Here is a 20,602-nt window from a genome sequence, read left to right on the forward strand (position 1 = left end):
TTAAATAACCGACCAAGAAAAAGATTAGGATTTAAAACACCCAACGAAGTATTTATGCAGTCCTTAAAACGTGTTGCACTTCGTACTTGAATCCATCTGAGTAAATAAAATAAGTTAAACTATCTACAATATAAATATATACTAAATTCTTAAAAAAACTCCTTAAAACCAATAATTTGTATAGTTTTAGTAAGCAATTTTACTTTTTTTCTTCAAGTAAACCTTTGACATTTCACAGATAAATATCTTTTGAACGGCCCAATAAATTGTTTTAGATATTCATGAGCGAAAAAATTAAAAGTATTCTTTCTAAATTATTTCAGGTGTTAAATTCTTCACCTAGCGAGCTATTGCATGGGCGGCGGGTTCAATGGGATTTTGGCCGGTTCAATGATGCAATGAAATTTAGAGATTCCACTTCCTTATTTCAACCCAACATTGATCCCAATCAAGTCGCTCGTTGGTTACGCGCAGTGTTTTTAATTGCGACAATCAGTCTGATTGTTGGGTTCTTCTGCAGTATTTTTCAGTTCCCATGGTTACAAAATGGTAAGTCCCAAATGACTTATTATCAAGTCGGCTTGAAAAATGATCCAAGTCATTTATTTAGTAAAAAAGTCATTCATCTCGATGGTATTAAGATCCAAGGAATCATGATTACTAAGGATCAACCAGATAATGCTCAAGGTTATGTGATTTTCGATATTGACGGCAAAAATATTGGCCCTATTGAAGTTGGGGAGACTTTTGGCAAGGGTTTATTTTTGCAATCAATCACTAATAATTCAGCGACGATTACTTTTCAAGGACAAAAATCAACGATTTACTTGAATTCAAGTGAAAGCAACGTCCCCAATAATAAAGTAGTCTCAAAATAAACAGGTTTAGTTAAAAATGTTGAAGAAAATAAATAACCCATTATCGAAACTCTCGCAAATTTTTTGGGTGCTTCTCATGTGCTTTAGTACTTATGTAGAGGCGGCCTATCCAGATAAACCTATCCGTTTTATCTCTTCAACAGCAGCCGGGGGGCCATTAGATACGATGGCTCGCACTATGGCAAAAATGTTGAGTGATGAACTGAAACAACCGGTGATTGTAGAAAATAAACCAGGCGGTACAGGTATTTTGGCGATGAATTATGCCTTGAATCAAGCAGCAGATGGTTATACGATTGTGACTGCTACTGGGTCTACCTCATTTATGTTGGCGGAAGGGAACGCATCCTTTACCGAAAATGATTTTATTTTTATTAGTGGTTTGCAATCAGAGCCGACTGCATTAGCCGTCGTCAAATCTAGCCCCATTAAAAACTTGGAGGATTTTTTACAGTTTGTTAAAAATGAACCAGAAAAAGTGAATATTGCTGGGTATGGCAATGCTGGATTTAATCAACTAGTGTATTCAAAATTTCAACAGCAAGCAAATTTCAAAGGTGCTTGGGTGCCTTATACAAGTGCTGGACAAGTTGTTTTATCGTTGTTAGGTGGTCAGGTACCCGCTGCAGTGATTACCCCAAGTTCAGCAATCTCTCAAATCCAAAATGGCGATATTCGCTTATTGGCATTGAGTACAGCTAAAAGAGATTTGTATTTTCCCAAAGTGCCAACCTTTAAAGAAAAAGGGTTCAATATTGTCGAATCTCTTTGGCGGGGTATTATGGTCAAAAAAGGTACCTCTAATGAAGTGCTGACTAAACTAACAACTGCGATTGCCAATGTAGAAAAAACACCCGAGTGGCGCAGATTTATGGCGGAAAATGCACAATCTTCGATGAATCTATCCGTTGATCAAATGCAAGAGTTTGTTAAAAACGAAATTGCTACAAGAAAAGCTTTCTTGAATCAATTAAAGTAATCTGCACTATTTAGTCGTTATAAGGCTTTTAGATTTTTCCTTATAACGACAGCCCCAGTAACTAAGCGTTCAGTAAACCCCAAACTTTGGACGGCGTAAACGGCATTTCTAGATTTGTGATGCCATGACCTTTTAGTGCATCAACCATCGCGTTTGACAATGAAGGCAATGATCCAGAGCAACCAGACTCACCAACCCCTTTTGCACCTAAGAGATTGGAAGTAGTTGGTACTTCCACATGGTCACAAATAAAGTTGGTAATACATCCCGCTTTAGGCAAGGCATAATCCATGAGAGAGCCAGTAAGCAGTTGCCCTGACGCATCGTAAACTGTTCTTTCATAAAAAGCTTGGCCGATACCTTGTACAACGCCACCATGAATTTGTCCTTCAACCAGTTTGGGCGAGATAATTACTCCCGTATCGTCAACTGCTGTGTAGGAAATAATATCTGTCACACCAGTATTGGGATCAATTTCAACTTCGGCAATGTGGCAACCATTCGGGTAAGTTGAACCAGACTGAGCTTCGCCCATGACGCTGAATTGATCTTCTGACCATGAGTTTTCACTCATCAAACTAGATAATAATTCGGCAAAGGAAATTGTCTGATGTTGAGTTGCTGCTGACCAGCGGCCATCTGCAAAGACGATCGCATCAGTCGTTGTCCCAAGCCGAGCGGCAGCCAAAGGCTGAAATTTTTCTACAAACTGTACGCACATATTTTTCACGGCACTGCCAGCACCATAGAGCGTCCTAGACCCTCCTGTACTATTGCCAATGACCTTATGATCAGCTTGGCCAGCAGTGTAGGAGATTTTTTCAACAGGATAACCGAGTGTGTCTGCTGCAATTTGCGTAAAGGATGTTTCATGACCTTGACCAGAAGCGCCAGTAACGCCAAAAATTTGTAATTCACCCTGGGGATTGAATTTACCTTCAATTTGGTCTTTAGCAAAATTACCGGCAGCAGAAGATTCAATAAAATAAGCTAAACCTATCCCGCGTAGTTTCCCCATTTCAGCCGATTTCTGCCGTCTTTCTTCAAACGTTTTGTACTGACTGAGCTCAATAGCACGATCAATGACTTGTATAAAATCGCCGCTATCAATCGTAGTGCCAATGGCGTTGGTGTAAGGAAAGTCTTGGACTGGTACGAAGTTCTTTTTACGCAGGGCAACTTTATCAAACCCATGCTCATTAGCCGCATGATCCACTAAACGTTCAACTGCATAGGCAATATCCGGTCTGCCAGCACCTCGGTAAGCTGATACGGGTACTGTATTCGTGTAGTAAAGCTCTGAACTCATGGCTAGAGCTGGTATTTTATAAACACCACCCATCGTAATGGAGATATTTCTAGTGCCTATAAATGAACCAAAGTAACAGTTGTAAGCCCCAATATCTACTTTGTCTGCAAATCGTATCGCTAGGAAATTGCCACTTTCGTCCAACGCAATGGAGCCATTTAGTTCAAGTGCGCGGCCATGCCAGTCAGATAAGATCACTTCAGAGCGACTACCGACCCATTTAATCGGCTTACCCAAAACTTTAGTTGCTAAGATTGCTAGGGCGTGCTCACTGTAAGCGCCACTTCGAATTCCAAAAGAACCGCCTACATCATGGGTTTCAATCTCAATTTTTTCGGGGCCAAGTCCAGTAATGTGGGATAAGAAACCATGCATCCCATTGACACCTTGAGTCGGAGCGTGCAGTTTAACAATGTCAGTTGTTGCGTCATAGTTGGCAACTACTGCTCTAGGCTCCATGGGATTCCCAATCAGGCGTTGACTATGGATGGTTACATGACTTACGAAGGCTGCTTTACGGAAGGCTTCATCTACTTTTGCATGATCACCATTGCGGTAAATAATAGATCTGTTATTGTCGGCCGAAGCATGGAGTGTCGCCGCACCTTCGGCAGTTGCACTACTGTAATCTGTCACTGCCTCCAGAATGTCATAATCAATCGCGGCAAGCTCCGCTGCGTTTATTGCGTTCTCAAGAGTGTCCGCAATAACCATTGCTACGGGTTGACCCACGAACAACACTTTATCCTGCGCCAAAATGGGCATCGGCGCAACGATTTGGGTTTGGCCGTCAGGATTTTGTGCGGTCGTTCCGGTTGGAATTCCTTTATAGTTTGCTAAAGAAACATCCTGATGCGTTAATACTTTAACCACACCATTCGCCGACTCGACATCAGAAAAGTCCATCGCGTTAATATTAGCGTGCGCATAGGGTGATCTGATAATGAAAGCAAATAACATCCCATCGTAATACCAATCTGCCGAATATTTGCCATGACCAGTAATGAGGCGCTCGTCTTCTTTTCTTAGTAAGTGATCATTGTGCATATTTATTATCCTTGCATTTTCTTCGCTGCTGATTTCACGGCAGCGATGATATTGACATAACCAGTACAACGGCAGAGATTGCCAGCAAGACCCGCAATAATCTGATCATCCGTTGGATTAGGAAAGTCTTTGAGGAGTTGAACTGTACTCATAATCATGCCAGGGGTACAAAAACCACACTGTAAGCCGTGCTCTTGTGAAAAAGCTTCTTGCACTGGGTGAAGACCTTGCTGCGCTAATCCTTCGATCGTCGTGATTTCTGAATCAGCTGCTTGCAGAGCAAGAATCGTACAGGATTTAATGGAGGTTCCATTCATTTGCACCGTGCAACAACCGCATTGACTGGTATCACAGCCAACGTGAGTACCGGTTAAGTGTAAATGGTCTCTAATGAGGTCAACCAATAAAGTATTGTCATTCACTGTGACTTCTTGCACAGTACCGTTAATAGTGATTTTCATTCTTTAAAAAACCTAAATAAGTTATTGGGTAAATTGGGTGAGGGCTTTTTCTAGCAAGACCTTTGTCATATGGGCACGATATTTTCCAGAAGCATGAATATCTTCAATTAATTGATCATGCTGAAGAGGGGGCAGCGCCTTCTTTTTACGCAGAGCAAATTCTGCATCCGTCCATCGAAACACGCCGTCGCCAACTCCTGTCACGGCAATAGAAAAATCATCTGGACCAAATTGAGCTACAAAAACGCCGACTAAGGCATAACCTGAAGCCGCTTGTTTTAATTTGACATAAGTGCTTTGTAATGGGATTTGAAACTGGACTTCTTGAATCATTTCCCCATCATTTAAACAAGTCGTATAAAGGCCTAGAAAAAAGTCTTTAGCTGGAATAATGCGCTCATCGGTAACGATATTGGCATTTAGCGCGAGAGCGGCAGCTGGGTAATCGGCGGAAGGGTCATTGTTTGCGAGAGATCCACCTAAGGTTCCTCTTGCCCTTACCTGGGGATCACCAATCAAATTAGCCAGTTGCGCTAAGCCCAAAATACTCGAGGAAACCAAAGGATGATTGCTAACTTCTCGATGCTTGGTAGTAGCGCCAATGACTAGTCGCCCATCTTTTGATGCGATAGCATTTAACTCTTGAAGTTGACCAATATCAATTAAATGACTAGGATTCGCGAGGCGATGCTTCATCGCTGGAAGAAGAGTCATACCACCAGCAATAAATTTAGATTCGGAATCAAGGCGAACTTGTTGCTGTGCCTCAAGGATGGATTTAGGGCGAAGATAATTAAAAGGATACATAGGTCTCTACTGAATAATATTTATCTTTAATCATATCGCAAAAATGCTTTAAAAGTTTATCAAATCTGTTTCAAACTTCTGCAATCGCCAATAGTTGTGAAATTAATGTATAGAATATTAAACATACCAAAAGCAATCCATCTTTCGAGGCTTATTTATGAATTTTTCACTCAGTCCTGAATTACTCTCTCTACAAGAGAAAGTTAGAGAATTTATCAAAACAGAAATCATTCCAATGGAGAATGATCCGCGTCAAGATGCTCATGGTCCACACGAATCATTGAAACATGAACTTATCGAAAAAGCCAAGAAAATTGGCTTACTAACACCACACGGCCCTAAAGAGTATGGTTGCTTAGCACTCAGTCACGTAGAAAAAGCAATTGTTTTTGAGGAGGCTGGCTATTCCACCTTAGGTCCTATTGCCCTAAATGTGCACGCCCCTGATGAAGGAAATATTCATTTATTGTCAGAAGTTGCGAGCCCTGAGCAAAAAGAGCGTTGGTTGAAGCCCTTAGTCGAAGGAAAAATTCGTTCTTGTTTTGCCATGACAGAACCAGCCCCTGGTGCCGGGGCAGATCCTTCAATGCTCAATACCACAGCGGTTTTGGATGGAAATGATTATGTGATTAATGGTACTAAATGGTTTATTACTGGGGCTGTTGGAGCCTCATTTGCCATTATTATGGCCAAAATGGAAGATGGTAGCGCGACCATGTTTTTATCGGACATGGACGTCTTAGGTATTAAAGTGGTTCGTCAAATGGAGGCACTAGACTCTTGTTTTACCGGCGGCCATGCTGTCGTAGAGTTTAATCAATTGAGAGTGCCTAAGGAAAACGTCTTAGGCGCCGTCGGCAAGGGGTTTCGTTACGCACAAGTTCGATTAGCGCCGGCAAGACTTACGCATTGTATGCGTTGGTTAGGGCAAGCGAGAAGAGCAAATGATATTGCTGTGGAATATGCCCGTAATCGTCAAGCGTTTGGCCAAGTATTAGGAACCCATGAAGGTGTAGGTTTTATGTTGGCGGACAATGATATGGACTTACAAACAGCAAGGTTGCATATTTGGCATACAGCTTGGTTACTCGATCAAGGTGAAAAAGGTAATTTTGAATCGAGCCGTGCGAAAACGATTTGTGCCGAAGCGCAGTGGCGAGTAGTGGATCGTTGTGTACAGATACTAGGCGGGCAAGGGGTTACTGGTGAGACGATCGTGATGCGCATCTTTAAAGACCTTAGAGCCTTTAGAATCTATGATGGTCCAAGCGAGGTGCACCGCTGGAGCATGGCAAGAAAGATTCTCAATTTAAAAAAATAATAGTTTTTTGTTTAGCTGCGGAGTCACACCTTGTATAAATTAGTTGCTTTTGATGCTTATGGTACGCTATTTGACGTGTATTCGATGGGGCAATTAGCCGAGGAGCTATTTCCCGGTCATGGAGAGATCATTTCTGTGATGTGGCGTGATCGTCAAATTGAGTACACCAGACTCGTTACGATGAGCGATCCTAATCCTTTGGGTAGTAAATATTATCTACCTTTTTGGGAAATTACCATTCGCGCTTTACGGTATGTGTGTAAGAGATTGCAATTGAGTTTAACGGCACAAAAAGAATTACTTTTAATGACGCAATATGCCAAGTTAAGTGCTTTTGCAGATGCATCCTCCGTGTTGCAAGCGCTGAAGCAAAAAGGCCTTGCGACGGCAATCCTCTCTAATGGTAGTCGGGAGATGTTGAAAACTGTGGTCAGTAGTAATGGACTAGAGGGCTATCTAGACCAAGTGGTTACCGTGGAAGAGGTGAGGCTGTTCAAAACCGCACCACAGAGTTACCAATTATTAATCGATGCATTCTCCATCAAAAAAGAAGAGATTCTCTTTGTCTCTTCTAATGCTTGGGATGTGGTGGGCGCTGCTTGGTTTGGCTACGATGTATTTTGGGTCAATCGCTCCCAATTACCTTTTGAAGAAATTGGCGAACCACCTCATTACGAAGGGCGTAGTTTGTCGGACTTGCCCTCAATCTTCCATCAAGAGTCGACTTAAGTTGGTAACGTATTTGTAATAATGGATGTTAGTTGACTAAAATTACTTGCTGTCTCAACTACCCCTTGGGTTCTTGCCGGGTTGTAACGGGTTAACAATTCAGAGGTCAGTAAGTCTTGAAGATCTTTTAAGTCGTACGGTCGGGTGATACTACCCTGAGGCGCAGCAATAAACTTTACAAAAGTTTTGCCGTTCGTCAAGGTAATCGTTAACTTGGCACTGACCGATTCAGTAGAACTAGTCTGTTCCACCTCATCATCAAGAACACATTCAACCATCTGCGTTAAACGAATGATTTCGAGATCTGCAAGACCTTGTTCAAAGTCAGTAATGTTGAGGGTTGGATTTAAGTGATGAATGGCATGATGAAGACTGAGTGCCACCGCAAATGGCGCACTCATTTGAGCAGCTTGTAAATCTGCTGGGTTATTTTGCGTCAGTCTGCCCTGGATCACTTTCGGTATTCCGAGTGTAATACTTGCAATTGAGGAGCAATCCAAAGTTGTTGCTTCCCCATTACCAGCAGATAGCTCTGAAATAATTAGTTGTGCTGCTTCAATTGCCGATAGAACCCGCGCACTACAAGCGTGCGGTTTGATCGACACCTCATGAACCACAAAAGTCTTGCCAAGTGTTGCAAAGGCTTGCGTCAAGTTGGACTCATCACTGTAAGCTTTTGCAAAACCATCTTTGCCTTCTAAAATATCCATTGGCCCAGAAAATCCTGCATCAACGAGCAGGGCGGCCCTTACTCCGGAACTTGCTGCTTGTGCCGCATGCAGTCTTTTGACGGTTGAGCCTGAGTGAAAAAATTGTACTAAGCCACCCGCAAAGGATGATCCGATACCAAGCGTTTGAGCAATTTTTTCAATTTGGGTTTCTCGATCCTTTTCAAAGTGAATCAGTTTTGCAGCTGCAATAGCGGCTCCTAAAACGCCACAAGTGGAGGTACTTTGAAAGCCTCTCTTGAAATGACTTGGTTGAATAGCTAACCCAATCCGAATCATTGCTTCATATCCGCAAAAAACCGCACTGAGAATTTGCGAGCCTGAACGATTTAGACTTTGACCAACCGCAAGCGCCGCAGAAAAAACGACGCAACCAGGGTGCAGCATCGAGCCAACATGTACGTCATCCGCGTCAATACTGCCAGAATAGATCGCATTTAAAAAAGCCGCACTTTGTGAATCAAGCTTTTGGTCAGAAAATAACACCGCACTTTGCCCAAGTTGTGAACTGGCCTTAATAAAGTTTTCAGCCCACTCACTCCATGGCATCCTTTTACCTACTGAGGCGACACGTAAGTAGTCTAAATAAAAAAGATGTAATTTTTCTTGAACATCGCTCGGCAAATCTTCAAAGAAAGTATTTGCTACGAAGGTGGCGAGTTGTAGGGTGGGGGAAGTTGTTGAGTTCACTGAATTAACTTTAATGAAAATAGTGGTTGGATGGATTCAAGTTCACTTAAATGGAGTGCGCTTGCTAACCATGTTTCCACGGCTTCACAGCCAAAAGTAGGCGTGGCAATGGATTTAAACCTAAGGGCGACTTCATCCAAAGTAATTGGATTGGCAGGACAACCTTTAGGAAACTTAATGAAGTGCTCAAGGACTTGCCCATTCTTCAAGGTGCAAGTAACTCTCGCGGGCACTGATTCCATGGTGGTTTCCTGTTCAACTTCGGCGTCAACTACGCAATTTGTTTTTAAGGATAAGGCGTGCACATCGGCTTGCTTAAAGCACTCTTCATAATCTTTAATGGCTAAGCTTAAAGGTTCAGACCGATTTGGTGTTAGTTTTATGGCCATCGCAACTGCAAAGGGCGTACTTAACTGTGCTTGTTGAAAATCTCTTGGTGTATTCGTTGTCAATTTACCTACCATTGCGCCGTGAACCCCAATGACGATGGACTCAATTTGATCAATGGTTGCTCCTTGTCTTGCTAACACGGCAGCAGCTTCAATCGCAGCTTGCATCCGCACGCTACTTGCATGAGGCTTCAAAGAAATAGACTCGGTCGGGAAGTAACTACCCAATTCCCGAACGGCAGTTTCTGCCGAAAAACGATCCGAAAAAGCGCGAGCGAACCCTTGCGTGCCTTCGATGGCATCGTGTGGACCTGATAATCCAACCTGAGCTAATTGAGCGGCTTCAACGCCATTAGCCGCAGCTTTGCCAGCATGAAAACGTTTTATATCTGAACCAGAGACAAAAAACTGAGAAAGTCCACAAGCAAAAGTAGCTGCAATACCCAAGGCATTTTGAATTTTTTCTTCAGGTAACTTTAAGAGTTTTGCACAAGCTGCTGCGGCACCAAAAGCCCCACAAGTTGGAGTACCCTGAAAACCTCTAAGGGAGTGTTCTGGCTGAATACTCATGCCGATACGGATGGCAGTTTCATAGCCTGCTACCACCGCTGTCAGTAGTTCTTTCCCCGTGGATTTTTGTAAATAGGCGATGCTCAAGGCTGCCGGCCAAATACAAATACCAGGGTGAATAATTGCCGCCACATGGGAATCATCCCAGTCCAAGCTACCACAGGCGGTGCCATTAATAAAAGAGGCTTTAGACACTTCTGCCATTGCCTCAGAAAACCAAATAGGACTATTTGTATCTGCCGATTGAATTGATTGGTACGTTTGATGAATTGTTTTAGTCCAAGACTGTTCCACTCCCACCGAGGCTGAGCGAAAAATATCAATTAATAAAACAGGCATCAAGTCTTGTATATGCTGGGGGATGTCTTCCCAAGTTAAATGAGAGATGAATTTAGCTAATTGGGCTGTAACAGGAATAGAGTTGGGTTGCATGAGAGACGTGAGGTAGTTATTTAAATAATAGGTGATGAATCAGCTAGAAAGCTCACATTAATTCAGACTAAATTTGCCTGAAGAAATAAGCTTGCCCCATTTGTTGAAATCATTCCTTAAATAGTTTTTTAAGTCCTCTGGTGAGCCACCTAAAACCATAATTGATTCTTCAGCAAAGCGCGTTTTCGTTTCTTGCTGCTTCAGTATTTTATTCATCGCCTCATTTAACTTTACTTGAATATTTACAGGTAAATTCGCTGGAGCAAAAACGCCCCACCATTGTAAAGATTCAAAATTGGGTAATCCGGATTCGTTTAAGGTCGGAATTTGAGGGGCAATCTCCATCCTTTTCATGCTCGTAACACCAAGTGCCTTCAGTTTGCCTGATTTGATGAGTGGACCAACGCTCGCAAAAGCTGCAAATAAACCAGTTACTTGACCTCCAGCTACATCCACCACGGCGGGAGAAGCACCCTTATAAGGAACATGTAATAATTCAACGCCAGCACTCTGTTGGAAGAGCTCACCAGTTAAATGACTAGAAGTCCCTGGCCCGTTGGAGGCGAAATTATACTTACCGGGTTGTGCTTTTGCTGCAGCAATAAATTCTTGAACGGTTTTGAAGGGCAGGTTAGGTGTAACCACAAAAACGTTAGGTGAATAACCAATTAATGAAATTGGCGTAAAGCTTGTGAAAGGGTCATAGCCAATCTTTTTCATAAAATGTGGATTGATTGACATCGTGCTGCTTGATGTAATTAATAAGTTATAGCCATCTGGTGGTAACTGAGAAATGTATTTTGCACCAATAGAGCCACCTGCACCTGGCCTATTTTCCACGATGAATGAAACGCCGAGCTCTTCAGATAGTTTTTGACTCACCAAACGAACTACGACATCAGCTGCCCCACCTGGAGGAAAAGGCGTTGTGACATGCACCGTTTGATTAGGGTATGTTGTTGGTTCTACAGCGTAAACAGTGGCTAATAGGAAAAATTGAAGAATAAAAAGAGGAATGAAATTCCTGGATTTGGCAATAAATAAAAAATTTTTCAATCGCAACTCACTCAATGGATAAGGTCAAAAAGACTTCAATCATTATAGACAGTTGTGAATTTTAGAAAAGCGTAAATAGTGCCATCCAATTGGTAGTGCCATCCAATTGGTAAAAAAATATTTTTTTACCAATCAATGACACTGAAATTTCACCTATTCTGAATATTTAGTAATGTGATTTAAAGCTAATCGCATCACGATAGTGAATGTCCTCTAGGTCGATATAAGATCTCATAGTTTCTTTATCGACGGTATATTGCATTTTTCGATTCGTTTCATTACATGCGCGAATATCCAGAATCTCTAAATGTTCCTTTACTTCCCACTCGTGCGCACCAGCTATTCCTGGAGGAGCATAAATAATTGAGCCTGGACCGACTTCGAATTCATCCCCAGCTACATTTCGTACGGTAGCACTGCCAGCAATCACATAGTAGCAAGCTTCAATGGGGTGCCAATGTAGTTGTTCATAAGTGCCAGGAGCGTAGGTGGCTCTTCCAAGCCTGACGCGGTCAGTTTGATTGACTTCTGGCCAACCGACTAAGCGCTGATAAGTTTGACCATCCGTAACGCCACGTTTTCCTGGGTAATCTGCTTGATTGTGAATTTCTAAAGTAGGTTTAAGGTTCATTTAATATCCTAAAATAATTGGCGATCACTTCCTGATCATTTTTTTTGTGCTGCGACTAACCCGTCGTAAAAACAAATCATGGCAGAACTATCTCTATCATGTGCTCCTTTTGACATTTCGGAAGCTAATGCTTGAGCGGCTAGACTAATCACAGGAACCGGGCAATACAACGATCCTGCATAAGAAACCATGAGTTGTACATCTTTGTAGTGGGTGGATAAATGACCAATGGGCGGATAAAAATTACGTTCCACCATGCGCGATCCTTTTTGATCCATTGATTTGGAATAAGCGGCTGATTTCTTTAATACCTCTAATGCTTTTGCTTGATCAATACCTGCTTGTTTTGCCAAAGTTAAGCCTTCAGCCATACCCATCCGGTTAATTGCTAGAACGAGGTTAACCACTAATTTGATCGCTGATCCAGCACCACTTTCGCCCATAAAGACCGACTCACGTCCCATATCGGCAAAAAGCTCCGACCATTTGTTATACATTGCTTCAGAACCACCGACCATGAACAGAGTATCTTTTGCTTTACACATTTCGCTAGTGCCACTGACAGCAGCATCTAAGAAATACATCCCCTGACTCGCTATTTTTTCAGCTAGTTCTTTTGACAAGCGAGGATCTGCCGTAGATGTATCAATCATGACCAAGTCCTTCATAGGGCGCTCAATCAATCGAAGATCCTCGTGAATGACTTGGCTGACAATTTGCGATGTTGGTAATGAAAAAATAATCACATCTACTAGATTGGGTAAGTCGCTGATGTTTTTGACTGGTGTCAAACCGCTTGGGAGCAGCGCTTTCATTTGCTCTTCGTTGCGATCATAGCCAAGCACAGTGTGCCCACTAGCCAGTAAATGTTTTACCATCCAACCACCCATGAGGCCTAGGCCAATAAAGCCAATTTTTTTAGGAGTCATTCTCTTAATTTATACCGGTTTACGTTTCATGAGGAAAGCTTGAACACCCTCTTGGACCATTTCATCGTGTTGATTAAATACTTGCAACACACGCTTCATGACGCCACGGTCGGGCTTCGATGTTTCGGATACTTCAGTAACCGTGACCTTTGCATAAATAGTGTCATTGATCTTGACTGGTTTGGTAAATTTAAGACTTTCAAAACCTAAAAAAGCAATCAAGGTGTCGTCATATAGATGCAGTTGAAATAACAAGCCAGCAGCCACTGCGTAAATGAGTGGACCGTGTGCGATTCGGGTGCCAAATTGCGTTTTTTTACAATACTCTTCATTGATATGAAGTGGATTGTAGTCGCCAGAAATCCCTGCAAAATTTACTACGTCAGTTTCCGTTATCGTTCTTGCTGCAGTTGTAAATGATTTGCCAACTTCCCATTCTTCCCAATAAAGTCCAACCATCTGAAATCTCCTTGATAACTAAAATTAATGAATTGCACCAGATGCCCTGAGGCTCGAAATCTGAGCGTCATCTAGGGCTAAAATCTCTTTTAATACATCGGTTGTATGTTGTCCAAGATCTGGCGCTGGTTGTGCAATGACTTCATTGCTATTGCCCATTTTGACTGGATAGGCAGGCATCTTGAATTTACCAACCGCGGGGTGATCACATTCAATCACTGCTTGGTTTTGAATAGCAGGCGGCTCACTAAAAGCTTGATCAAAATGATTAACTGGGCTAGCTGGAACATCATCCGCGCGGAATTTTTTCATCCAATTCTCAGTGCTATCACTTTGTAGAATTGGGATGAGGAGGGCCATGAGTTCATCACGATGTTTGACGCGAGTAAAGTTCGTTAAAAAACGCGGATCTTCACCTAGTGATTCAACATTGAGAGATTTACAAAGATTTTTCCAATGACGCTCTTCCCGCGCTGCAATCACTACATAGGAATCATGAGTTTCGAAGGCCTGCCAAGGAACAGAATATTCATGCCCAGAACCTGGTGGCTTAGGTAACTCACCATTATTGAGCCACATTGTGCCCATATAGGTTAACAGGCTTAACATGGCATCAAACATCGCCAATTCTAAATGCTGACCTTTACCAGTTTTTTCTCTTTCATAAAGCGCTGCCAAGATGCCTTGACTAGAAAAAATACCACCACTTAAATCGGCCAAAGGAATACCTAGCCTGACCGGAGGGCGGTTCGGTTCCCCCGTAATCGCCATATGACCACTGATCGCCTGAATAATAATATCGAGCGCTGGATAGTCTTTGTAGTCACCTTCTGAACCAAAACCAGTGATTGAACAATGAATGATGCGTGGGTTGACTGCCGCTAGGACGCTGTAATCAATGCCTAATCGTTGCATTACGCCTGCTCTAAAATTGTCTACAACCACATCAGCATGCTTCACCAACTCCAAAAAGGTAGCTCTACCTTCAGGATTTTTCATGTCAATTACGACACTTTTTTTGTTTCTATTAAATGTTAGAAAAAGCCCACTATGACCCTTATAGGGTGCCACCGACGGGTTACGTCCAAGATCACCTGTTGGCGATTCAACTTTAATGACTTCTGCACCTAAGTCAGATAAAATTTGACCGCCATAAGTGCCAGCAATAATTTGGCCTAGTTCAATGATGCGAATACCCTTAAGTGACTGTGACACGCACGACTCCTATAAACCTAGTGAACTAGCAATAATATTTTTTTGAATTTCAGAAGTACCGCCACCAATCGTAGCTAAGCGCGAATCTCTGAAGAACCGTTGCATTGGATATTCCATGCAATAGCCGTAACCACCGAGAATTTGCAGGCACATATCACTAATAGATTTGTAGGATTCACTGGTATATAACTTTAGAATCGCTGCATCTTGACGAGTATTTTTTCCTTGTTCCATTAACCAGGCATAGCGATATACCATGGTCTGTGCAATATCAAGCATTGATTTCATTTCAGCCAGCTTGTGAGACACCGCTTGAAATTTACCAATAGGTTTACCAAATTGAACTCTGGTTTTTGCATACTCAAGGGCAATGTCAAACGCTGAGCGTGCAGCACCAGTTCTAGCCGCGGACAAACATAAACGCTCATAACACAAATAATCATCAGCACCAGTCCAACCATGATCCAATTTGCCCAGAATCGATGATGCTGGAATATGCACATCACTATAGAGGACTTCGGTAGTACCAATCGCCCGTTGTCCAAGCGTTTGCAATTTTTTTACTTCGATACCAGGTAGTTTGGTATCTACTAAGAAAGTCGTAATACCTTGTTGTTTTCTCTCTAAATTACTGGTTCTTGCGACTAATAAACAATAGTCACTAATATCCATCCCGGAGGTATACACTTTCCGACCATTTAGAACATACTCATCCCCGTGTTTAGTGGCCTTCGTCGTGAGAGCACTCGCATCAGAACCTGAATCTGGCTCTGTTAGACCAAAACAAAAGGACATTTCTCCAGTAATCACTTTGGGGACTAAAGTTTCAATCTGCTCTTTCGTCCCATGTTTCATGACAGCGTAGCAACCATAGGTGAGATTACGGAACACCCAAAGTCCCAACTCTTCAAAGTGATAACCTAAAACGTCTAACATCACAGCCAAGTCAGTCGCTGAACCACCAGCACCACCAAGAGATTCTGGAGCGATTAAACCTAACCAACCATTTTTGGCTAAAGCATCAAATGCTTCCTGTGGAGGTTTTTGTTGTTCATCACACCGCTGAACATATTCGGGGGTGCAAATATCCTTTAGCAAGGCAGTTAAGTGATGCTGGATATTTTCTTGGTCAGAACTGAGGGCGAAATTCATAGATGAGATAATTAACTTTTTTATTGAACGGTAGAAATCAATCGTTTCGCCTGACGATACATTGCATAGTCGACTAACTTATTATTGATCGTGATAGCGGCAACGCCTTTTTGTTCAGCCGCTTCAAATTCTTTCACAATTAAGTGGTAGTAATCCAGGGTCGCTTGTGTAATTCCATAAGCTTGCTCGACGATGGCAATTTGCTTTGGATGAATAATGGTTCTACCTACATAGCCCAGACTAGCTGACATTTTTGATTCAATCATTAAGCCTTCCTCGTCATTCAGGTCTGCAAAAACACCATCAATACTAATGACATTCCCAGCTGCTTTTGAATCAAGTAAAACTTTAGAGCGGGCATATAACATTTCAGGGCCATCCACGGACCATCCGCAACCCAGGTCATTTTGTAAATCGCCGTCTTGGGCTGTTCCCAAGCTAGTCAATTGAATCCTGGAAGTTGCTTTGATAATGTTATAGCAGTTGTACACACCGATAGCTGACTCTATTTGCAGACCAATTGCAATCCGATTTAGACCACGTTCTTTCTCTAAAGACTCGAGTTGCTGATCGATTTTCTTCATGTCATCTGGTTGCTCAGCTTTAGGAATAAACACCATATCTAATCCCGCTACAGCAATCTGGGCAATATCCTCTTCTAGCATGCCAGTATCTGCAGCATTCGTTCGAACCATAACATAAGGTTTATCTTCTCTGGTCGAATTGTGCAGCTCTGTAATTGCTTCCCGAACCATTTGCCGAGCGAGTGCTTTTGAATCTAATGCAACAGAATCTTCTAAATCGAAGAGGACTGCATCGACAGGACTAGCCACAGCTTTCGCCATGACTTTTTGGTTAGTGCCTGGTGCAAAAAGGGCAGTTCGAATGATTCTCATAGACTCAAGGTTTTAGTTGTGCTTGTGAACGGAAACCATAAATTTGTTTCCAACGATTAAGGTCAGGATTCGCAGGTGATTGATACAGTAATTTGCGACTTGCATTTAAGCCAATTGTTTTACTTAAATCAGCCATTGCTTCAGTAGTTTTTAGTAAAACTGCGTTGCAATCCATAATTAATGCCCCATCAACTTCAGTAATATTTTCACGGCGAATAATTGCATTCACGGTGGCGCATGCCGCCAAAATGACTTCAGCTCCCTGACTAGCGAGGCGACGTGATTCTTTTAAAAAGTTATCAGTCATTTGACCTGGGCTAGTAAATGCTTTTTGTACTTCGGTAAAGTCAATGCCTAAATCTCCAAATGGAATATGTCTAGAACTTAAGCCATATTCAAAAGCCTTGCGATCGTAGTATTGCGATTGCTTTTTGTGAAATGCAATGCCTGAAAACTTGGCGCCATACATGCACGCCATCAACATACTCGCTTCACCTAAACCTAACACCGGGATTTGCAGAATTTCTCTAGCTTCTTGCATCGCAGGATCTAAAAAGCAACCAATGGCAACTGCGTCATAACCTTGCTCTTCAGCTTGCATCATTTTATTTAAAACACCACCTACGCCATAACTATTCATTGCCACCACAGCGTTGTAATGTAAATCCATCGATCCATCATCCACACCATTCACATGAACTTCTACGTCTGGACGTTTTAAATCGTTTAAATTTTTAGTTAAGGTATTTCTATAGTCATCTAAACGATGAATTGCTGTACTACTTTGCCACCATATTTTCATGATTATTCCTAATGAAGAATGAAAAATTAATGCTCAAATAATAAATAGAAAACGAGAATTACTCGCCTGTGATGTTGCCTTTTTCAATCACTTCGCGCCAATAAGGTACTTCTCGCTTGATACGCGCCAAGGTTTTTTCTGAGTCAAGGGCAGTAGTTGCGAGTCCAGCCTGTTTAAGACTTTCTACAACTTCTGGCCTCTTGAGTGCAGTAAGGCATTGTTGGCTTAAATAACTAACCACGTCGGGAGGTGTACCAACCGGTGCAAAAATAGTTTGGAAGGTATCAGAAACAGCATTTTCAATCCCAGCATCAGCCATTAAAGGCACGTTTGGTAAATCTGGCCATGGTTTATCACCAGTCTGCACAATTGCTCTGACTTGTCCTGCTTGTATATTGGAAATGACTGAAGCCAAACTACCAAACAGTACTTGTGTTTGGCCACCCATTAAGTCAGTCATCGCTGGACCTGCACCCTTATAAGGGATGTGAGTCATGTTTATTTTTGCTCGAATTTTTAATACTTCACCAGCAAGGTGTGGTGTGGTGCCAGTTCCTGGGCTACCAAAACTCACCAAACTAGGATCTGATTTGGCCATCGCAATCAAATCTGCTAAGGTTTTAATTTTTGAATTGGCTTTGACGACAGCCACATTGGGTGCATCACCAATTTCACAAACTGGAATAAAGTCTTTAATCGGATCGTAAGGGGAGGGCTTTTTTAAGCTCGGCGTCACTACGTAGACACTTGAGGTGAGCATAATCGTATAGCCGTTTGGTTTCGCATTTTTCACATAACTTGTGGCAACTGCTCCACCGGCTCCTGGCCGATTTTCAACAATTATTTGGGGGCCATTTGGATTTTTACTCATGGCTAAGGCCACAATCCTGGCAGTAATATCAGTTGCACCACCCGGTGCGAACGATACAACCATGTTAATAGGGCTTTCAGGGTATGCTGCCAACGCGGGTAGCGCTTGCAAACATAACCCTAAAATTAAAAAGGACCTTTTCAGTCTCATCATTTGTCTCCTCCACAACCTTAACTGATTGCAACCGCAATTAGATTGTTGAATTTTGTCTTGTTATATTTATTAATTTGGTTATAATTAGTTCTTATATGTGAACTTGTTTATATTCTAGCACTGAAGTTAAATTAAAGTCAATATTTTTTAAATGAATTCAATTGTTGTTATATTTCGTTGATGCTTAACTCATCTGATCAAAAATCTTCCTCTTCCATTAAATCCGCTGACCGGGTTTTAGACGTCCTTGAGCTCTTGTGTCGAAGGGGTAATAGTGCTTCGCATACTGATATTGCTTTTAGTTTAGACATTCCTAAAAGTAGTCTTTCTGGCTTACTAAAGAATCTAATCAGTCGTAATTATTTAGAAAAGAACCATGCTGAGAATACGTATTTATTGGGCCCAGCCTTTTACGATCTCATAAAGCAAGGCGAGAATGTAATAAAAATGCCCCAAATTGCACAAGCGCAACTTAATTGGATGACGGAAAAGACCAAAGAGGCTTCTGCTTTTTATGTGTTTAAGGGGGATCATATTGAGCGCATGTTAGGTGCCGAGGCTAGTTATCCATTAAGTTATCGAATGCCTCCGAATGTAAAATTTTCCTTGTACTCAGCCGCCGCAGGGAAAGCTGTTTTACATGCACTACCGGAGCTTGAGAGAGAGAATTATCTTCAAAACCTTAAGATAAAGCCAAATACAGATAGGACCGTTACCACCAAAAAGGAACTAAGAGCTAGGTTGATTGAAGATACTGAAAATGGCGTCACTTTTTCATATGGTGAGAACTCTGTTGGAGTCATCGCCCTTGCAGTCCCAATTCTTGGCGAGAATCTATATCCCTTGGGGGCTTTGAGTATTGTGGTGCCAGAAGTTCGTTTTAATGCGGAATTAAAGCAACTATGTATGGAGGTTTTAATGAATGCAGGAAAAAAAATAGAATTTGAGTTGCGCTCGTCGTAATTTTGGGGAGTAGATACAAAACGTAGTGTAGATTTATATCGTAGTAAACATAATTATTAAAAATTTAAGGAGACTAAAAAATTGAAGAAAACTTTTTGCACGCTGAAAATGGCTTTAGCAACCATCTCTCTGGGACTTTCATGTCAGTTATTTGCCCAAGAGTCGTATCCGAGTAGACCCATCACTTTCATTATGTCCGTGGAAGCTGGTGCGGACGGTGATGTGCTTGCTAGACCACTCATGGAAAGAGTTGGCCGTATTTTAGGTCAACCCATTACCATCATTAATCGACCTGGTGCGGGAAGCGCCATTGGTTACAAAGAGATTAGCTTAGCTAAACCAGATGGTTATACGATTGGTTGGGGTTCTGCAACGATCGTTACTAATAAACTGCAAGGGATGTCGCCGCTAGATTATCGGAACTTTACACACTTAGGCTCCTACGCAACATTTTTCCCAATTTTGATTGCTTCAAATAAAAGTAATGTGCAATTTAAAACAGCACAAGAGGCGATTACTTATGTTAAAGCTAACCCTGGTAAAGTGAATTTAGCTACAGCGGGTGTTGGCCAAAGTTGGTGGGTGGGTGCTCAAACTCTCCTTACCGGAGCTAATCTAGATATGGCAAGTATTCCAGTGACCGGTGCTGGCGCAGCAGTTGCTCTGCTAGTCGGTGGTGGTCATGCGGAACTAGGAGTTGCTGGCTTGGGCTCGGCGAGAGCATTATTAGAAGGTGGACAGGTGCGGTTTTTAGCTTCTTTGGCCGAGTCAGCGCCGCCGCCTCCCTATGAAAAAATGCCGACAATGAAAGAGTTGGGATACCCAGTTACTTGGGAATCTTTAAATATTATTATTGGTCCTAATGGAATGCCTAAAGACATTGCTAACAAACTAGCTAAAGCCATTGAACAGGCTGCTAAAGAACCAGATTTTATTAAGTTTGTGCAAGATCAATATGCAAGTTGGAATTATATGGCTCCAGAAGCTGTCCCACCATTTTTGGACAAGCGTCGTGAAGTTGTAAGAGGTATTATGGGTCGTGCAGGTTTGCTCAAAGAGTCCAATTAATCTGGAAGATGGCTATTACATTGGCAGACCAATGTAATAGCCGACGCCTTGAGAGCTATTATTACCT

The 20,602-nt window shown here is 42.1% G+C and carries 20 protein-coding genes; 6 read left to right on the top strand and 14 right to left on the bottom strand.

Annotated features, from left to right (window positions below):
- Positions 1–281: 281 nt before the first annotated feature.
- Both B8983_RS04670 and B8983_RS04675 read left to right on the top strand, forming a co-directional pair.
- Positions 282–878, top strand: a complete 597-nt coding sequence (locus tag B8983_RS04670) for a hypothetical protein (RefSeq protein WP_084282978.1) — start codon at positions 282–284, stop codon at positions 876–878.
- A gap of 76 nt (positions 879–954) precedes the next feature.
- The gene (locus B8983_RS04675; RefSeq protein ID WP_159460811.1) at positions 955–1,857 is read left to right on the top strand and encodes a tripartite tricarboxylate transporter substrate binding protein; all 903 of its coding nucleotides are present in this window, start codon (positions 955–957) and stop codon (positions 1,855–1,857) included.
- Between the two features lie 61 nt (positions 1,858–1,918).
- Here B8983_RS04675 and B8983_RS04680 read toward each other — a convergent pair whose 3' ends face one another.
- From B8983_RS04680 to B8983_RS04690, 3 genes are read right to left on the bottom strand one after another with little or no spacing between them, the layout of a single operon-like run.
- Complete coding sequence (locus tag B8983_RS04680; protein ID WP_084282980.1) at positions 1,919–4,213, bottom strand: xanthine dehydrogenase family protein molybdopterin-binding subunit; 2,295 nt, start codon at positions 4,211–4,213, stop codon at positions 1,919–1,921.
- Between the two features lie 5 nt (positions 4,214–4,218).
- Positions 4,219–4,674: a (2Fe-2S)-binding protein gene (locus B8983_RS04685; protein ID WP_084282981.1), complete on the bottom strand. Its 456-nt coding sequence runs from the start codon at positions 4,672–4,674 to the stop codon at positions 4,219–4,221.
- A gap of 21 nt (positions 4,675–4,695) precedes the next feature.
- Positions 4,696–5,481: an FAD binding domain-containing protein gene (locus B8983_RS04690; RefSeq protein ID WP_084282982.1), complete on the bottom strand. Its 786-nt coding sequence runs from the start codon at positions 5,479–5,481 to the stop codon at positions 4,696–4,698.
- Positions 5,482–5,638: 157 nt separating this feature from the next.
- Here B8983_RS04690 and B8983_RS04695 point away from each other — a divergent pair, with 157 nt between their 5' ends.
- Both B8983_RS04695 and B8983_RS04700 read left to right on the top strand, forming a co-directional pair.
- Positions 5,639–6,802: an acyl-CoA dehydrogenase family protein gene (locus B8983_RS04695; RefSeq protein WP_084282983.1), complete on the top strand. Its 1,164-nt coding sequence runs from the start codon at positions 5,639–5,641 to the stop codon at positions 6,800–6,802.
- 30 nt (positions 6,803–6,832) lie between these two features.
- Entirely contained in the window at positions 6,833–7,531 is a 699-nt protein-coding gene (locus B8983_RS04700; protein WP_084282984.1) for a haloacid dehalogenase type II, read from the top strand.
- Here B8983_RS04700 and B8983_RS04705 read toward each other — a convergent pair.
- The 11 genes from B8983_RS04705 to B8983_RS04755 all read right to left on the bottom strand — a co-directional run bounded on the left by B8983_RS04705 (position 7,528) and on the right by B8983_RS04755 (position 18,504).
- Positions 7,528–8,949, bottom strand: a complete 1,422-nt coding sequence (locus B8983_RS04705) for an MmgE/PrpD family protein (RefSeq protein ID WP_159460812.1) — start codon at positions 8,947–8,949, stop codon at positions 7,528–7,530. The genes B8983_RS04700 and B8983_RS04705 overlap by 4 nt on opposite strands.
- On the bottom strand, positions 8,946–10,340 hold the full coding sequence (locus B8983_RS04710; protein ID WP_084282986.1) for an MmgE/PrpD family protein: 1,395 nt from the start codon (positions 10,338–10,340) through the stop codon (positions 8,946–8,948). The genes B8983_RS04705 and B8983_RS04710 overlap by 4 nt, the downstream gene beginning before the upstream one ends.
- Before the next feature lie 57 nt (positions 10,341–10,397).
- Positions 10,398–11,396: a Bug family tripartite tricarboxylate transporter substrate binding protein gene (locus B8983_RS04715; RefSeq protein WP_159460813.1), complete on the bottom strand. Its 999-nt coding sequence runs from the start codon at positions 11,394–11,396 to the stop codon at positions 10,398–10,400.
- A gap of 166 nt (positions 11,397–11,562) precedes the next feature.
- A complete protein-coding gene (locus B8983_RS04720) occupies positions 11,563–12,027 on the bottom strand; it encodes a cupin domain-containing protein (RefSeq protein ID WP_084282988.1) in 465 nt (154 codons plus the stop codon).
- A gap of 35 nt (positions 12,028–12,062) precedes the next feature.
- A complete protein-coding gene (locus tag B8983_RS04725) occupies positions 12,063–12,956 on the bottom strand; it encodes an NAD(P)-dependent oxidoreductase (protein WP_084282989.1) in 894 nt (297 codons plus the stop codon).
- 9 nt (positions 12,957–12,965) lie between these two features.
- Positions 12,966–13,415, bottom strand: coding sequence for a MaoC/PaaZ C-terminal domain-containing protein (locus tag B8983_RS04730; RefSeq protein ID WP_084282990.1), 450 nt, complete (start codon positions 13,413–13,415; stop codon positions 12,966–12,968).
- Positions 13,416–13,439: 24 nt separating this feature from the next.
- Complete coding sequence (locus tag B8983_RS04735) at positions 13,440–14,630, bottom strand: CaiB/BaiF CoA transferase family protein (RefSeq protein ID WP_084282991.1); 1,191 nt, start codon at positions 14,628–14,630, stop codon at positions 13,440–13,442.
- A gap of 9 nt (positions 14,631–14,639) precedes the next feature.
- On the bottom strand, positions 14,640–15,782 hold the full coding sequence (locus B8983_RS04740) for an acyl-CoA dehydrogenase family protein (RefSeq protein WP_084282992.1): 1,143 nt from the start codon (positions 15,780–15,782) through the stop codon (positions 14,640–14,642).
- A gap of 20 nt (positions 15,783–15,802) precedes the next feature.
- On the bottom strand, positions 15,803–16,678 hold the full coding sequence (locus B8983_RS04745; protein ID WP_084282993.1) for an HpcH/HpaI aldolase/citrate lyase family protein: 876 nt from the start codon (positions 16,676–16,678) through the stop codon (positions 15,803–15,805).
- A gap of 4 nt (positions 16,679–16,682) precedes the next feature.
- Entirely contained in the window at positions 16,683–17,480 is a 798-nt protein-coding gene (locus B8983_RS04750; RefSeq protein WP_084282994.1) for an aspartate/glutamate racemase family protein, read from the bottom strand.
- Positions 17,481–17,538: 58 nt separating this feature from the next.
- Entirely contained in the window at positions 17,539–18,504 is a 966-nt protein-coding gene (locus B8983_RS04755) for a Bug family tripartite tricarboxylate transporter substrate binding protein (RefSeq protein WP_084282995.1), read from the bottom strand.
- Positions 18,505–18,684: 180 nt separating this feature from the next.
- Between B8983_RS04755 and B8983_RS04760 the strand changes: the two genes are divergently transcribed.
- Together B8983_RS04760 and B8983_RS04765 are read left to right on the top strand one after the other, a co-directional pair.
- Positions 18,685–19,467, top strand: coding sequence for an IclR family transcriptional regulator (locus B8983_RS04760; RefSeq protein ID WP_084282996.1), 783 nt, complete (start codon positions 18,685–18,687; stop codon positions 19,465–19,467).
- An 81-nt stretch (positions 19,468–19,548) separates the two neighbouring features.
- Positions 19,549–20,535 carry a tripartite tricarboxylate transporter substrate binding protein gene (locus B8983_RS04765; RefSeq protein WP_143736100.1) on the top strand — a complete coding sequence of 329 codons (987 nt, stop codon included), beginning with the start codon at positions 19,549–19,551 and terminating at the stop codon, positions 20,533–20,535.
- Positions 20,536–20,602: the final 67 nt, after the last annotated feature.

This window comes from Polynucleobacter kasalickyi (assembly GCF_900176405.1).
Classification (GTDB): domain Bacteria; phylum Pseudomonadota; class Gammaproteobacteria; order Burkholderiales; family Burkholderiaceae; genus Polynucleobacter; species Polynucleobacter kasalickyi.

Bases quoted from the DNA above. Each gene is read 5' to 3' on its own strand.
- B8983_RS04680 (WP_084282980.1), bottom strand. From the start codon at position 4,213: ATGCACAATGATCACTTACTAAGAAAAGAAGACGAGCGCCTCATTACT.
- B8983_RS04745 (WP_084282993.1), bottom strand. From the start codon at position 16,678: ATGAGAATCATTCGAACTGCCCTTTTTGCACCAGGCACTAACCAAAAA.
- B8983_RS04710 (WP_084282986.1), bottom strand. From the start codon at position 10,340: ATGCAACCCAACTCTATTCCTGTTACAGCCCAATTAGCTAAATTCATC.
- B8983_RS04670 (WP_084282978.1), top strand. From the start codon at position 282: ATGAGCGAAAAAATTAAAAGTATTCTTTCTAAATTATTTCAGGTGTTA.
- B8983_RS04725 (WP_084282989.1), bottom strand. From the start codon at position 12,956: ATGACTCCTAAAAAAATTGGCTTTATTGGCCTAGGCCTCATGGGTGGT.
- B8983_RS04690 (WP_084282982.1), bottom strand. From the start codon at position 5,481: ATGTATCCTTTTAATTATCTTCGCCCTAAATCCATCCTTGAGGCACAG.
- B8983_RS04760 (WP_084282996.1), top strand. From the start codon at position 18,685: ATGCTTAACTCATCTGATCAAAAATCTTCCTCTTCCATTAAATCCGCT.
- B8983_RS04730 (WP_084282990.1), bottom strand. From the start codon at position 13,415: ATGGTTGGACTTTATTGGGAAGAATGGGAAGTTGGCAAATCATTTACA.
- B8983_RS04740 (WP_084282992.1), bottom strand. From the start codon at position 15,782: ATGAATTTCGCCCTCAGTTCTGACCAAGAAAATATCCAGCATCACTTA.
- B8983_RS04750 (WP_084282994.1), bottom strand. From the start codon at position 17,480: ATGAAAATATGGTGGCAAAGTAGTACAGCAATTCATCGTTTAGATGAC.
- B8983_RS04755 (WP_084282995.1), bottom strand. From the start codon at position 18,504: ATGATGAGACTGAAAAGGTCCTTTTTAATTTTAGGGTTATGTTTGCAA.
- B8983_RS04685 (WP_084282981.1), bottom strand. From the start codon at position 4,674: ATGAAAATCACTATTAACGGTACTGTGCAAGAAGTCACAGTGAATGAC.
- B8983_RS04675 (WP_159460811.1), top strand. From the start codon at position 955: ATGTGCTTTAGTACTTATGTAGAGGCGGCCTATCCAGATAAACCTATC.
- B8983_RS04720 (WP_084282988.1), bottom strand. From the start codon at position 12,027: ATGAACCTTAAACCTACTTTAGAAATTCACAATCAAGCAGATTACCCA.
- B8983_RS04695 (WP_084282983.1), top strand. From the start codon at position 5,639: ATGAATTTTTCACTCAGTCCTGAATTACTCTCTCTACAAGAGAAAGTT.